This window comes from Mycolicibacterium sp. XJ2546, from assembly GCF_053483195.1.
Genome location: NZ_JBEFRW010000001.1, coordinates 391,745 through 405,260, shown reverse-complemented (window position 1 = coordinate 405,260; position 13,516 = coordinate 391,745). Strand labels below are relative to the sequence as shown.

Here is a 13,516-nt window from a genome sequence, read left to right as displayed (position 1 = left end):
CAAATGACCGGCACATCGGCCCCGCAGTCAGCAAACCCTCCTGAAATAACGGGCAGGTCAATATCCTGCTGTTATATGCCGCTTTAGGCAGGCTAGGCAAAGAGTTTGATACCATCGCCGGAGGCTGCAGAAGGGCCCACCTGGGGCCGCCGATCAGATCGATCCGGCAACGGTTGCGTTACGGTTCGGGCGCGAACAATCGGTGGCTGAGATGACGCTGTCCTTCTGAGCCTTCTTCCCAGCCGTTTACTCATGGCAATTTTTCGCCTCCCGGTGACATTCGTCACACCGTCCGGCTCGACGTGGGGGTTTGCCGGGATTCGGCCTACGGCTGCGCGGGAATGGCAAATTTATCGACAAAGAGAAGTGCAAGAAAAGGCAAATTTCGCAAATACTTAGTGCCCCTCATTAAAATCGTTCAACCCCTCGTCGGGCACCGAAGCGACGTCTCTCAGGCTCCTCACAGCAACGTGTAAGCAAGCCTGCGCCGGGTGGGGGCCCCTTCGGTAGCGGTGCTCACACCGGCGTCTGGCCGCGCCTGGCGAACATTGGAGCGGGTCGGCCGCAGCGCCAGCTACCGCTCGAAAATAAGTCGGTTCCGATGTGCTGCATCGACGTCGCACACGACCGACCCGCGGGCGCCAACCTAGCACATGAACATATGAACAGCTGGACAGAAGAGCTGGCCAGGCCATATGCTGCCCACCTCGGTGCCCCTGTGAGAACCGCGCGGCTGCGGGTACAGGCACGACAACTGAACAACGGAAAGGAAGCTCATGGCCGAGTACACGCTGCCGGACCTCGACTACGACTACGGCGCGCTGGAGCCCCACATCTCGGGTCAGATCAACGAGATCCACCACGGCAAGCACCACGCCACGTACGTGAAGGGCGTCAACGACGCGCTGGCCAAGCTCGAGGAAGCCCGCGCCAACGGTGATTACTCGGCGATCTTCCTGCACGAGAAAAACCTCGCTTTCCACCTCGGCGGACACGTCAACCACTCGATCTGGTGGAAGAATTTGTCGCCTAACGGCGGAGACAAGCCCACCGGCGACCTCGCCTCGGCGATCGACGACCAGTTCGGCTCGTTCGACAAGTTCCAGGCACAGTTCACCGCGGCCGCCAACGGGCTGCAGGGCTCGGGCTGGGCGGTGCTGGGCTATGACACGCTGGGCCAGCGGATGCTCACCTTCCAACTCTATGACCAGCAGGCCAACGTGCCGCTCGGCATCATTCCGCTGCTGCAGGTCGACATGTGGGAGCACGCCTATTACCTGCAGTACAAGAACGTCAAAGTCGACTACGTCAGGGCGTTTTGGAATGTCGTGAACTGGGCCGATGTCCAGGACCGGTTCGCCGCGGCGACCAGCAGGGCCAACGGTCTGATCTTCTAGCCGGAACCGGTCGGGTAGCCCCGTTGCGGCTCGCGTAGGTCGCCAGGTGAGGATGTCTCCGGACGACAACCCGCTTACGCGAAAGGGCCAATACGATGACGATTCTGGACAGGTTTCGGCTCGATGACAAAGTTGTCATCATCACCGGAGCGTCGTCGGGCTTGGGTGTGTCATTCGCCGAGGCGTGCGCACAGGCGGGAGCTGACGTGGTGTTGGCGGCTCGACGCGCCGAGAAGCTCAGTGGCACAGCCGACCTCGTCCGCAGCGCGGGGCGCCGCGCGCTGATCGTGCCCACCGACGTCACCGACCCGCAGCAGTGCACCGCCCTCGTCGAGGCGGCCATGGAGGAGTTCGGCCGGGTCGACGTGCTGGTCAACAACGCCGGTGTGGGCACGGCGGTTCCGGCCACCCGGGAGACCCCCGAAGAGTTCCGCTCGGTGGTCGACATCAACCTGCACGGGTCGTACTGGACCGCTCAGGCGTGCGGCAGGGTGATGCAGCCGGGCAGCTCGATCATCAACATCTCCAGCGTGCTGGGCCTGACGACGGCGAGTCTGCCGCAGGCGGCTTACAGCGCAAGCAAGGCCGCCGTCATCGGGCTCACCCGTGATCTGGCCCAGCAGTGGGGCTCACGCAAGGGGATTCGCGTCAATGCCATCGCGCCGGGGTTCTTCCACTCGGAGATGACCGATCAGTACGTGCCCGGATATCTCGAACAGACACTCGCGGCTCGCGTTGTGCTGCAACGGGTTGGCAACCCGGACGAGTTGTCGGCGGCGTTGATCTGGCTGGCCTCCGAAGCCGGGGGTTACGTGACCGGACAAACGATCGTCGTCGACGGCGGTGTGACGATCACGTAGCCGGCGGTGTCCGGCCGCGCCCATTTTGGTTGACACTTGTCATTGACGATCGTCAGCGGAGCGCGTAGGGTTCCTGCATGCCCTCGCGCGCCTCGCTGACCGGATCGCCCGGCGGCGTCCGGGAGGCGCGACGGCTTCAAACGCGGGCACGGTTGTTTGACGCCGCGCTGGCCGAAATCGCCCAGCGCGGTTTGGCCGACGCCGATGTCAGCGCCATCGCCGGGGCGGCGGGTGTGGCGAGAGGAACGTTTTACTTCCACTTCCCGACGAAGGAACATGTCCTCGTCGAGTTGGAGCGCGCCGAGGAGACGCAAATCGTCAGTGAGCTCGGCGAAGCCGAGGGCGATCTGGAGTCTGTGCTCTCACAGGTGGTGAATCATGTGCTAGACGCTGAACAACGTTTGGGTACAGTCGTTTTCCGCGACATGCTGGGATTGCATTTCTCGGCGACACGTCCTGTCGAGGACGAGCTGGTGCGACACCCACTCGCCGAATTTGTGATCGCTCTGATCAGACGAGCACAAGAGGTCGGCCAGGTTACCGCGTCTGCGGACCCCGTAGAACTCGGAATCTTCTTCTCGACAGGCCTTTTCGCCCTCTTAGCCACGGGAGCACACGACCCTGCGGTGTTACGCCGTTATGTGACAACGATTGTCAAGGGAATGGAGAAGCGATGAATACTACGGGCATCGAAGGCTACCGGGAGTTTCTAGCCAGGCGCGACGGTGCAGCCGACCTGCTCAATCGGCGGCTGGCGAATCGGGAGCAGTTCTTCAGCGAGCTGGAGGCCAACCCCGTTCGATCGGCCCATCCCGCCGACCGGTCGACCTTTCTGCGCAATCTGCGTCGCCGGCGCCCCGAGCCGGGCCTGGACCGCAAGATGCTGTTTCTGCTGGCGACCGCAAAACTGAATCAGGCAGAACGCTTCGGCGTCGGGCTCGGCGAAACCTACGGGCGCAACAGCGATGAGAATCTGCCGCCGGAGAACGTCTACCTCGAACTCGAGGAACACTACCACACGCGGCTGCTGGCATACGCTCTCGATGTCTTCGACCTGACGTTCCAGGTGGTCCCGCCGCCGTTTTTGATGCGGCAGTTCGTCAAGACCGGCGTGTTCGTTCCGGAGCGGCTCAGCTTCATGTTCGTCGGGGCCGCAGAGATGGCCGGCTGCATCATGTTCGACGAGCTGCGCCGCGTCGGAGTCCAGCTGTTCGCCGACGAACCCGAAGTCGCCGACCGGATCGGGCTGCTGTACAGCGAGATCCTGACCGACGAAATCGGCCATGTCGGGTATTGCGCATCGCGGTGCACGGCAGCAGAGCGTGCGATGATGCGTCGGATCTACCCACTCATCGGAAGATTCTTCGCCCGCCAGACCGCGGAGATCAGCCTTCTCATCGACCCCGAAGCACTGCACGCTCGGCTGGACCGGCCGTTCAACGTCGGGGAACTCACCGCCGACCTGAGCAACGAGACCTATCTCGTCACTCACCCCTGACGGGTTGAGCTTTAGGACTTCGAGACTCGCCGCGCGACGAGTCCGCTCGAGAATTCGAGGTCTGAACTCAGGTAATGGGTGGTGGAGCTAAGGGGAATCGAACCCCTGACCTACTCGATGCGAACGAGTCGCGCTACCAACTGCGCCATAGCCCCTGGTACCGGTAGCAGGCTACCAGCCAGCCCGCGGTGGCAAAAAACCGCTGACTACTGGCCTGCGGCCCGCGGTAGGTCGAACCCTCGGGCGAACGCCACGTATTCCAGGTGCTCGAAGTCGGGATCCTCGTCGTCGATCTCCAACACCACAGAACCCGGCCGCCGCAGCCGTGCCGGCACGACGTCGAACTCGCTGTCGAGGGTGTTCTCCACACCCAACCGCGAGCGGGCGATCCGCTGGGCCCTGCGCCGCCGCAGCCGCTCCTCGATGCGGGTCTGACGGCGCAGATACCCCAGGTACAGCACCGTCACGCCACCGACCGCGCCACACAGCCACCACAACGACGGTGACAACGTCGCCGCCGCGATCGCCGATACCACCAGCATCGCCGCCATCGTGGTCAGCATCCGCTTGCGGAACTTGTACTTGCGGGCACTGACCGCGGCGGCCGTATTGGATTCGTGCCTGCGTCGCCTGGCCGCAGTCATCGAGTCGGCGAGCTGCAAATCGGTTTCCGAGGGCGCCTCGAGTCCCGACGAATCGTCAACGTACTCGTACTCGTCGTCGGTGCCGTCGGCCTCTTCCTCGGCCGGCTCGTCGAATTCCAGTGTCAACTCACCGGTTTCGGCTTCGGGCTCTTCATCCTCGGCCATCGCGGACTCGCCGACGGGCAGGGCACCCTCCCCGATCACGTCCACATCGAGGTATTCCGATTCCTCGTCGCGCTCGACCTCGACCACCGCCGCGTGCACCAGGGATCGTTCGGCGGGCCGGGCCGGCTCTTCGTCGTCCGCGTCGTCGAGGTCGTCGTCGAGATCGGTCTCGGTCGGCCGCCAGTCCGGATCGCTCGCGTGGCCCGCCGCGACCCGAGGTCGTCGCAACAGCCGCGCATTGCGGCTGCTGTTGAGCACCCGCGTCGCCAGTGCCACGTCGCTGGTACGGCGCACGGCGTCCCGCTTGCTGATCAGCATCGGGACGAGGACGAACAACCAGAGGACGACGAGCGAGATCCACAGCAGAGATTGGGGGATGCTTGGCATTGCGCCTGCTCCTTTCCCCATCAGGCTAGGTCCGTGACCAGCGCATCCGTGGATGGCGCGCCGAGACAATTACACACCTGTAATTCACTGCTGACAAGCACCACCAGTCACAAATGTCACATTTGTAACAAGTTTGTGTCGCGAGATCTACGCCAGGGTCGTGATTTGGGCCCGTCGCACAGCCCTCCCGTACACCTCGCGAAGAAGCCGTCTGCACAAGCGGCTAGACCCAGGCCGCGCGGCCCGCGCGAACCAGGGTCGAGGATGCCGAACCGTTGACCTCCTCGACGGTGATGGCGACCAACAAGTGGTCCCGCCACGCGCCGTCGACGTCGAGGTAGCGCCGCAGCAGGCCCTCCTCGCGGAAACCGACCTTGGAAAGCACCGCGCGGCTCGCCGCGTTCTCCGGGCGCACCGTCGCCTCGACGCGATGCAATGCAACCTGCCCGAAGCAGTGATCGACACCTAACGCCAACGCGGCCGTCGCAACCCCGCCGCCGGTCACCGCGCTGGCCACCCAGTACCCGATCCACGCCGACCGCAGCGCTCCGTGGGTCACGTTCCCGATCGTGAGCTGGCCGCAGAACTGGCCGTCGAGTTCGATCACGTAGGGCAGCATGCGGCCTTTGCGCGCCTCCGCCCGCAATCCCGAACACACCGCCGGCCACGACGTAACGGCATGGCGCGCTTTCCAATCCATCCCGGTGGCGGGCTCCCACCGCTCCAAGTGCGCTTGATCGGCCAGCCGAAGACGGCTCCACTGCGCCCCGTCGCGCAGCCGCACCGGCCGCAACCGCACCACGCCCGCGGGCACCCGAAGCGGACCGACCGGCAGCGGCCAACCTGGATGTAAGGAACTGGACCGCCAGAAGTTCACGTCGGCCGCGCTGATCAACCGCGTTGGGCCAGAAACGCGACGTCGACGATCTCGCCGGTACGGATCTGCTCGGCTTCGCTGGGCACGATCACCAGACAGTTCGCCTCGGCCAGTGTGGCCAGCAGATGCGACGACGCCCCCGGCGCGCCGCCGAGCGCCTGCACCAGGTACTCGCCGGTGTCCTGGTCGCGCATCAACTGCCCCCGCAGATAGCCCTTGCGACCGATCACCGAGCTGATCGGCGACAGGGTGCGCGCCTGCACGATCCGTCGGTGCGCCTGGCGCTTGCCCAGCGACAACCGGATCAGTGGGCGCACCATCACCTCGAATACCACCAACGCGCTGACCGGGTTGGCCGGCAGCAGAAACACCGGTACACCTTCGGCTCCCAGCTGCCCGAAACCCTGGACCGAACCGGGATGCATCGCGATGCGGGTGACTTCCATATCGCCCAACTCGGCGAGCACCGACCGGACCCCTTCGGCGGCGGCCCCACCGACAGCGCCCGCGATGACCAGCGCCTCTGACCGGTTGAGTTGGCCCTCGACGACTTCCCGGAGTTTGGTGGGGTCGGCGTCGACGATGCCGACACGGTTGACCTCCGCACCGGCATCGCGGCCTGCGGCAGCCAACGCGTAGGAGTTCACGTCGTACACCTGACCGTTTCCGGGCGTCCGGGAGATGTCGACCAGTTCGCCGCCGACGCACATCACCGACAGCCGCGGCCGAGGGTGCACCAGCACGCGTTCGCGCCCGACCGCGGCCAGCAGGCCGACCTGCGCGGGCCCGATGATCGTGCCGGCCCGCACGGCGACGTCGCCGGGTTGCACGTCGTCGCCGGTACGACGGACATACGCCCCGGACCGCACGCCGCGCAGCACGGTCACCCGTGAGTCGCCGCCGTCGGTCCAGCGCAGCGGCAGCACCGCGTCGGCCAGCGTGGGCATCGGCGCACCGGTCTGCACGCGCGCGGCCTGGCGCGGCTGCAAGCGGCTAGGGGTGCGCGCGCCGGCCTCGATCAAACCCATTACCGGCAGGCTGATCTCCCGATCGACCGGACCGCCGTCAGCGTCGTCGTCGTCATCGGAGTCGTCGGAGTCCACCCCGAGAACATCCACGCTGCGGACCGCGTAACCGTCGATGGCCGCCTGGTCGAAGCCGGGCAGCGGACGCTCGGTGACCACCTCCTCGGCGCACATCAGACCTTGCGCCTCTGCGATCGCCACCCGGACCGGCCGGGGAGCCACCGCGGCGGACGCTACCCGAGCCTGCTGCTCCTCCACCGAACGCACAACACGCCTTTCTGCCTTGCGGGGCTATCCCCCAATGTCGCCGACCCGGCGGCCGCGGCGTGTGGTTCTACTGTGCGGTCAAGCCCAGTCGCTCTACCAACCATCGCCGCAATTCAGGTCCGTAGTCGTCGCGCTGCAATGCAAAGTCAACCGCAGCCTTGAGGTAGCCGCCGGGATTTCCCAGGTCGTGTCGAGAGCCGCGGTGCACGACCACGTGCACGGGATGTCCTTCATCGATCAACAACGCGATCGCATCGGTCAGCTGGATTTCGCCGCCGGCCCCCGGCGAAACGCGGTTGATCGCATCGAATATCGCGCGGTCCAGAATGTATCGGCCCGCGGCGGCATACGGCGACGGCGCGTCCTCGGCCTTGGGTTTCTCCACCATGCCCTTGACCCGCAACACATCCGGGTTTTCGGCGTCCGGAACGGTTTCGACGTCGAACACGCCGTAGGCGCTGATGTCCTCGCCCGGGACCTCGATCGCGCAGAGCACCGAGCCGCCGCGCTTGCTTCGGACCTTCGACATGGTCTCGAGCACGCCGCTGGGCACCACCAGATCATCGGGCAGCAGCACCGCCACCGCGTCTTCGTCGGGCCCCAGCGTGTCTTCGACGCAGCCCACCGCGTGGCCGAGACCGAGCGGTTCGGCCTGCACCACCGACTCGACCTTGATCAGCGCCGGTGCGCGACGCACCTTTTCCAACATCGATTTCTTACCGCGCGCCTCCAACGTGCCCTCGAGCACCAGGTCCTCGACGAAGTGGGCGACCACGCTGTCCTTACCTTCGGAGGTGATGATCACCAACCGTTCGGCGCCGGCCTCCGCCGCCTCAGCAGCGACGAGCTCGATGCCCGGCGTGTCCACCACCGGCAACAGCTCTTTGGGCACCGTCTTCGTCGCAGGCAGGAACCGGGTCCCCAACCCGGCTGCTGGGACTACCGCCGTGAGCGGTATCGATACCGAACCCCGTGTCATCGTTCACACATTAACCTCCTCGCGTTGGTTTAACCTCCCCACGGTTGTTGTTTAAAGGCGGTGCGGTGAGCGTGACGAAAACGGAGTTGCGGGCCGCGATCCTTTCGGCCCGTCGGACCCTGCCGCCACAGGAGCACGACGCCGACGCACACGCCTTGGTGACACACCTCACCGCGCTGGTGGCCGACGGCCAAACCGTATGTGCCTATGTGCCTGTCGGCTCCGAGCCGGGCTCGTCGGAGCTCATTGATTCGCTGCATCGGCGGGGGGTCGAGGTGTTGCTTCCGGTAGCGCGGCATGACGCCGCCGGTATCCCGCTGCCACTGCAGTGGGGCCAGTACCGGCCGGGAGAGTTGGTCGACGCGCGGTTCGGGTTGCGCGAACCGGCTCCGCCGTGGCTGGCCGCCGAGGCGGTGGCCGGTGCGTCGACGATTTTGGTGCCTGCGCTTGCCGTCGACCGGGCCGGCGTGCGGCTGGGCCGCGGCGCGGGGTTCTACGACCGGTCGCTGCGCCTGGCTGGCCCGGATACGCAGCTGATCGCCGTGGTGCGCGACGAGGAGCTACTCGACGAATTGCCTGCTGAGCCGCACGACGTGCCGATGACCCACGCGTTGACGCCACGGCGCGGTCTGATCGCGCTCGGCCGTGCGCTGGTCGATGAGCGGGAATGACCAAGCCCACGTAGCGGTTCTAGCACTTGACGCGCTAGAGTGCCAAGTAGTTTGACCACCTCGGAGGTTCGCGTGCCCACCTACTCTTATGCATGCACTGAATGCGGCGATCGGTTCGATGCCGTGCAGTCCTTCAGCGACTCCGCACTGACCACGTGCAGCAAGTGCAACGGCCGGCTGCGCAAGCTGTTCGGCAACGTGGGCGTGGTCTTCAAGGGCAGCGGTTTCTATCGCACCGACAGCCGCGAGCCGGCCAAGAGCTCGTCCAACGGCTCCTCGAGTAGCTCCACGAGTTCGTCGGCCGGCTCCACGAGCTCCTCCTCGGACAAGTCCACTTCCAGTAGCGAATCGAGCTCGAGCTCTGCCTCGTCGAGTTCGGCTCCGGCCGCAGCGGCTTCGAGCTAACGCGCACAGTTATCCACAGGCGGGCTCTTGCCCGGCCCATCGTGGTCGCCTGCCGCTTAGTTTGGCGGTATGGGGCAATCTCTGAACCCGTCGGTGTTGAGCCGGCTCCAACAGGCGCTGCACCCTGACTGGACCCGCACGCTGGCGGCCCGTCGGGCCGCGGCCGGTGCGCTCGTCGTGCTGGCCGCCGTCGCGGCCCTGCGTCCAGACCCCGACGACCAGCGCGCCGACATCGTCGTCGCCGCGCACGATCTGGCGCCGGGCAGGAAGCTCAGCGCCGACGACGTCAAGATCCAATCTCGCTCTGCCACAGTGGTTCCGGATGGCGCACACGCGGACCTGGGCGCCGTTGTCGGAGCGACGTTGGCCGGTCCGGCTCGGCGCGGTGAAGCGCTCACCGACGTTCGGCTGTTGGGTCCGCGCCTTGCCGAATCTGCGGTGGGCCCCGATGCGCGGATCGTGCCGTTACACCTCGACGACCCGGCGCTACTAAACCTCGTGCGCCCGGGCGACGTCGTCGACGTGCTCACGGCCAGCGCAGATCCGACGATGTCCGCTGATACCAAACCCAGCGTGGTCGCCCGAGACGCCGTCGTCGTGGTGGTGTCTGAGAAGCCAACGGGCGCAGGAAGCGGCGAGGATCGGGTGGTGCTGGTCGCCCTGCCGGCGCATGCGGCAAACGACGTGGCGGCGGCGACGCTGGTCTCGGCGGTCACGCTGACCTTCCATTGACCGCGTGGCGTGGCTCGCGTCCGATTCGCCGTCAACGCAGCACCATCGGACTACCGTGTTGGTCAGCTAACACACCACTGCTGGGAGGGGTCGGCCATGTTGAAGGGGTTCAAGGAATTTCTCGCCCGCGGCAACATCGTTGACCTGGCGGTCGCGGTGGTCATCGGCACCGCGTTCACCGCACTGGTCACGAGATTCACCGACAGCATCATCCAACCGTTGATCAACCGCATCGGCGCGGACGGTGAATCCGATTACGGCATTCTGCGCATCGGCATCGGCGGCGGGGAGTCGATCGATCTCAACATCCTGCTGTCCGGGTTGATCAACTTCATCCTGGTCGCCGCGGTGGTGTACTTCCTCGTCGTGATGCCCTACAACAGGCTGCGCAAGAAGGGCGAAGTCGAACAGGCCCAGGACACCGAACTCTCGCTGCTGACCGAGATCCGCAACCTTCTCGCCGAAACCAACGGTTCCTCCTCTGGCAAGCATGTCAGCGGCGAGGGCACCGGGCCCAGCCCCGATACCGCGAACACCACAAGCGCCGACAAGTCCTGAGCCGCAACACAAACGGCCCCCGGGATGGTTCGGGGGCCGTTTCGTGTTGAGACGTTTCTCAGTTCATGTTCCAGGGTTCGCCGTAGGTGGTCACGCTGTCACCAGCCGAGGAGATCAGCCGGGCGAACGGACGCAACAGCACCCCACCGGCCGCACCGGTCACCGTGCCGTGCGCATTGGACACCGCCACACCGCCTTCAGGGCCCTTCACATCCACCGAGAACGTCGCGACTTCCTGGATACCGGGACCGTTGCCCAGATCCGCGCTGATCGACGCACCCGGGAACAGGTTCGGGGTGGTGATGAAGTTGTCCAAGAAGAAGTCATTACCAGGAATCGGAAGGAACAGCGGCGCCTGGTCGAACAGGATGTTGGGCGTGGTGTAGCTGAAGTTGATACCCACGCCCAGCGACCACGGGAACCCGATCTGGTAACCCAGCTCGAGCGTGCCTTCGAACTCGTCAGCATCCGGGCCGGCCACGATGTACTTGGCCCGACCGGAATGAAACCACTCACGCGTCAGGCGGTTGCGGTCCAAAGGGAACACGCCATTGAGGAACGTATCCCACTGCTGAATCGTCAGCGTGCGATCCTGGCCATCAACCAGGCTCAGCTCGTTATCCAGACCCGCGTGAGAAGTGCCTGTACTCACGAACAAAGACGCGACGGCCGCAACCAACGCGATCAGCACCCGACTGATTGCCTTCATGATCTCCCTAGCTGTGTCGACGCCGGGCCCGGCTGGCCCAGCGTGTGTTGTCCGTTGCCCGAGAGCTTCATGCGGTGCGGATGAGAGCCGCCACATGCTGCTCTTACGTTGTGCTCATCGTTGACGAGAGGAACATAACGGGCCGGTGGTCAACCGGCAACGCGAACAGAATCCGGGCTCGCCGGCGTGCGCGAACCCCGATGTCGATCGGTCGTCGAGTTCCGTTCATCTCGACGACGATTCGTGATTGCCATCTCGCAACCAATCGGGCCAGAACTGCACTTGAGGGGCCGTTGGCGCCGCATCGGCCGGCGATCGTGCGCGCAACCGGAAACTTCGTACCGCCCGCACGTGTCGACCCGGCCTGTGATCAAGACCACTTAGCCCCTCTATTCTTGTTCATCAAGAAGCAATTTGCCCGACAACTCCACGTAACCAGAAAGCGGCCCCCGGGATGATTACGGGGGCCGCTTTTTTGGCTAGGTAGATCGGCGTCAGTTCATGTTCCAGGGTTCGCCGTAGGTGGTCACGCTGTCACCAGCCGAGGAGATCAGCCGGGCGAACGGACGCAACAGCACCCCACCGGCCGCACCGGTCACCGTGCCGTGCGCATTGGACACCGCCACACCGCCTTCAGGGCCCTTCACATCCACCGAGAACGTCGCGACTTCCTGGATACCGGGACCGTTGCCCAGATCCGCGCTGATCGACGCACCCGGGAACAGGTTCGGGGTGGTGATGAAGTTGTCCAAGAAGAAGTCATTACCAGGAATCGGAAGGAACAGCGGCGCCTGGTCGAACAGGACGTTGGGCGTGGTGTAGCTGAAGTTGATACCCACACCCAACGACCACGGGAACCCGATCTGGTAACCCAGCTCGAGCGTGCCCTGAAATTTGTTGGCGTTCGGTCCCTCGACGATGTACTTGGCCCGACCGGAATGAAACCACTCACGCGTCAGGCGGTTGCGGTCCAAAGGGAACACGCCGTTGAGGAACGTATCCCACTGCTGAATCGTCAGCGTGCGATCCTGGCCATCAACCAGGCTCAGCTCGTTATCCAGACCCGCGTGAGAAGTGCCGGTACTCACAAACAGAGATGCGACGGCTGTAACCAACACGACCAGTACCCGACTGATTGCCCTCATGATCTCCCTAGCTGTGTCGACGCCGGGCCCCGCCCGTAGTGCGTCGTCCCGTTCATGCCTGGCCGTACCGCATAACCACACACGACTCAGAAGCCTCATGCGACGCAAATGAGAAACCCCACACGCGGCTCTTACGTTGTGCTCATCCTTAACAGGAGGAACATAACGGTCGGTTGATTACCCCGGCAACCAGTGATCGCTTCTACTGTGACGCGTGTTACTGGCCCCCGATTAGCCCTGGCCGTATACGCCACCGATCGCTGCCGGCGCGCGGTGCCTAGCTTAGGGCCCCCACGGACCGATCCGGCCGTACCCCCTCGAAGGGACGGCTAGCCGCCGCGACCACCAGGTACCGATCGGTGGCTGGGCTCGAGATTACTGATCACTCGTGGTGGGGAGGCACGTTTCGCCGCAACCAACGCTCACGTGCAGCGTCTTCGGCCCTGGCGGAAACGTCGTCCTCGTCCGTTTCCCTCGACGGCAGAGCGTCGCCGAAGATCTTGTCGATCGCCCCGCGCGGGGGTTTGGGGGCATCACCCATCGAGGTTCTCCCCTGTGATAGAGATCACATTAGTCGCCCGTCAGCTTGACGGCTACGTTAAATCTCCAGGCTGGAGAGCTGGCTGATGATCTGGATCGCCAGCGGGCTCAGCGTTGCCATACCGTCGCGAACCGCTGCCCGGGAGCCGGCGATGTTGACAACCAGCGTGCTGCCGGAGACTCCCGCGAGCCCGCGCGACACCCCGGCTTCGACGATGCCCGCCGACAACCCCGAGGCGCGCAGCGCTTCGGAGATGCCGAGAAGTTCGCGGTCCAGAATTTCGCGGGTCGCTTCGGGCGTGACGTCGCGCGGCGTGACTCCGGTGCCACCGACCGACACCACCAGGTCGACTCCACCGATCACCGCCGTGTTCAACGCGTTGCGGATCTCGACCTCGTCGGCGGACACCACGACAACGCCGTCGACGACGAAACCGGCCTCACCGAGCAGCTCGGTTACCAGCGGACCGCTGTGGTCCTCTTCGTCGCCGTGTGCGGTGCGGTCGTCGACGACGACGATCAGCGCACGACCCACCAACTCACCTGGCTGTTCCATGAGTGCAACCGTATATGCGGGTAGCGACATCGGCGCGGCCACTCTCAGGGTGCCGCCGCCCGGCCCCGTGTTAGTCCCCGTGTTAATCCCCGTGTTAGTCG

The 13,516-nt window shown here is 64.9% G+C and carries 15 protein-coding genes and 1 tRNA gene; 8 read left to right on the top strand and 8 right to left on the bottom strand.

What is annotated here, in order from left to right; genetic code table 11:
• The first annotated feature begins 776 nt into the window (after positions 1-776).
• The 4 genes from ABQE44_RS02065 to ABQE44_RS02050 all read left to right on the top strand — a co-directional run bounded on the left by ABQE44_RS02065 (position 777) and on the right by ABQE44_RS02050 (position 3,755).
• The gene (locus ABQE44_RS02065; RefSeq protein WP_448393160.1) at positions 777-1,397 is read left to right on the top strand and encodes a superoxide dismutase; all 621 of its coding nucleotides are present in this window, start codon (positions 777-779) and stop codon (positions 1,395-1,397) included.
• 95 nt (positions 1,398-1,492) lie between these two features.
• Complete coding sequence (locus ABQE44_RS02060) at positions 1,493-2,257, top strand: SDR family NAD(P)-dependent oxidoreductase (protein WP_448393159.1); 765 nt, start codon at positions 1,493-1,495, stop codon at positions 2,255-2,257.
• A gap of 77 nt (positions 2,258-2,334) precedes the next feature.
• Positions 2,335-2,934, top strand: a complete 600-nt coding sequence (locus ABQE44_RS02055) for a TetR/AcrR family transcriptional regulator (RefSeq protein WP_448393158.1) — start codon at positions 2,335-2,337, stop codon at positions 2,932-2,934.
• Complete coding sequence (locus tag ABQE44_RS02050; RefSeq protein WP_448393157.1) at positions 2,931-3,755, top strand: hypothetical protein; 825 nt, start codon at positions 2,931-2,933, stop codon at positions 3,753-3,755. Before ABQE44_RS02055 ends, ABQE44_RS02050 begins: the two co-directional genes overlap by 4 nt.
• Before the next feature lie 79 nt (positions 3,756-3,834).
• Here the strand turns inward: ABQE44_RS02050 and ABQE44_RS02045 are convergent.
• From ABQE44_RS02045 to ABQE44_RS02025, 5 genes are all read right to left on the bottom strand, one after another.
• Positions 3,835-3,910 (bottom strand) — tRNA-Ala (locus tag ABQE44_RS02045).
• A 51-nt stretch (positions 3,911-3,961) separates the two neighbouring features.
• The gene (sepX, locus tag ABQE44_RS02040; RefSeq protein ID WP_448393156.1) at positions 3,962-4,951 is read right to left on the bottom strand and encodes a divisome protein SepX/GlpR; all 990 of its coding nucleotides are present in this window, start codon (positions 4,949-4,951) and stop codon (positions 3,962-3,964) included.
• Positions 4,952-5,174: 223 nt separating this feature from the next.
• The gene (locus tag ABQE44_RS02035; protein WP_448393155.1) at positions 5,175-5,828 is read right to left on the bottom strand and encodes a GNAT family N-acetyltransferase; all 654 of its coding nucleotides are present in this window, start codon (positions 5,826-5,828) and stop codon (positions 5,175-5,177) included.
• 14 nt (positions 5,829-5,842) lie between these two features.
• Positions 5,843-7,120 carry a molybdotransferase-like divisome protein Glp gene (gene glp, locus ABQE44_RS02030; protein ID WP_448393154.1) on the bottom strand — a complete coding sequence of 426 codons (1,278 nt, stop codon included), beginning with the start codon at positions 7,118-7,120 and terminating at the stop codon, positions 5,843-5,845.
• Between the two features lie 67 nt (positions 7,121-7,187).
• Positions 7,188-8,099 carry a UTP--glucose-1-phosphate uridylyltransferase gene (locus tag ABQE44_RS02025; protein ID WP_448428013.1) on the bottom strand — a complete coding sequence of 304 codons (912 nt, stop codon included), beginning with the start codon at positions 8,097-8,099 and terminating at the stop codon, positions 7,188-7,190.
• Positions 8,100-8,164: 65 nt separating this feature from the next.
• On the opposite strand from ABQE44_RS02025, the gene ABQE44_RS02020 reads away from it, so the two are divergent.
• The 4 genes from ABQE44_RS02020 to mscL all read left to right on the top strand — a co-directional run bounded on the left by ABQE44_RS02020 (position 8,165) and on the right by mscL (position 10,465).
• Entirely contained in the window at positions 8,165-8,770 is a 606-nt protein-coding gene (locus ABQE44_RS02020; protein ID WP_448393152.1) for a 5-formyltetrahydrofolate cyclo-ligase, read from the top strand.
• A 72-nt stretch (positions 8,771-8,842) separates the two neighbouring features.
• Entirely contained in the window at positions 8,843-9,175 is a 333-nt protein-coding gene (locus tag ABQE44_RS02015; protein ID WP_448393556.1) for an FmdB family zinc ribbon protein, read from the top strand.
• Positions 9,176-9,244: 69 nt separating this feature from the next.
• A complete protein-coding gene (locus tag ABQE44_RS02010) occupies positions 9,245-9,907 on the top strand; it encodes an SAF domain-containing protein (protein WP_448428011.1) in 663 nt (220 codons plus the stop codon).
• 96 nt (positions 9,908-10,003) lie between these two features.
• Entirely contained in the window at positions 10,004-10,465 is a 462-nt protein-coding gene (gene mscL, locus ABQE44_RS02005) for a large-conductance mechanosensitive channel protein MscL (protein ID WP_448393150.1), read from the top strand.
• A 58-nt stretch (positions 10,466-10,523) separates the two neighbouring features.
• Here mscL and ABQE44_RS02000 read toward each other — a convergent pair whose 3' ends face one another.
• The 3 genes from ABQE44_RS02000 to ABQE44_RS01990 all read right to left on the bottom strand — a co-directional run bounded on the left by ABQE44_RS02000 (position 10,524) and on the right by ABQE44_RS01990 (position 13,463).
• Entirely contained in the window at positions 10,524-11,174 is a 651-nt protein-coding gene (locus ABQE44_RS02000) for a porin MspA (protein WP_448428009.1), read from the bottom strand.
• A 494-nt stretch (positions 11,175-11,668) separates the two neighbouring features.
• A complete protein-coding gene (locus ABQE44_RS01995) occupies positions 11,669-12,319 on the bottom strand; it encodes a porin MspA (protein ID WP_448428007.1) in 651 nt (216 codons plus the stop codon).
• Between the two features lie 598 nt (positions 12,320-12,917).
• Complete coding sequence (locus tag ABQE44_RS01990) at positions 12,918-13,463, bottom strand: MogA/MoaB family molybdenum cofactor biosynthesis protein (RefSeq protein ID WP_448393839.1); 546 nt, start codon at positions 13,461-13,463, stop codon at positions 12,918-12,920.
• Positions 13,464-13,516 lie beyond the last annotated feature (53 nt).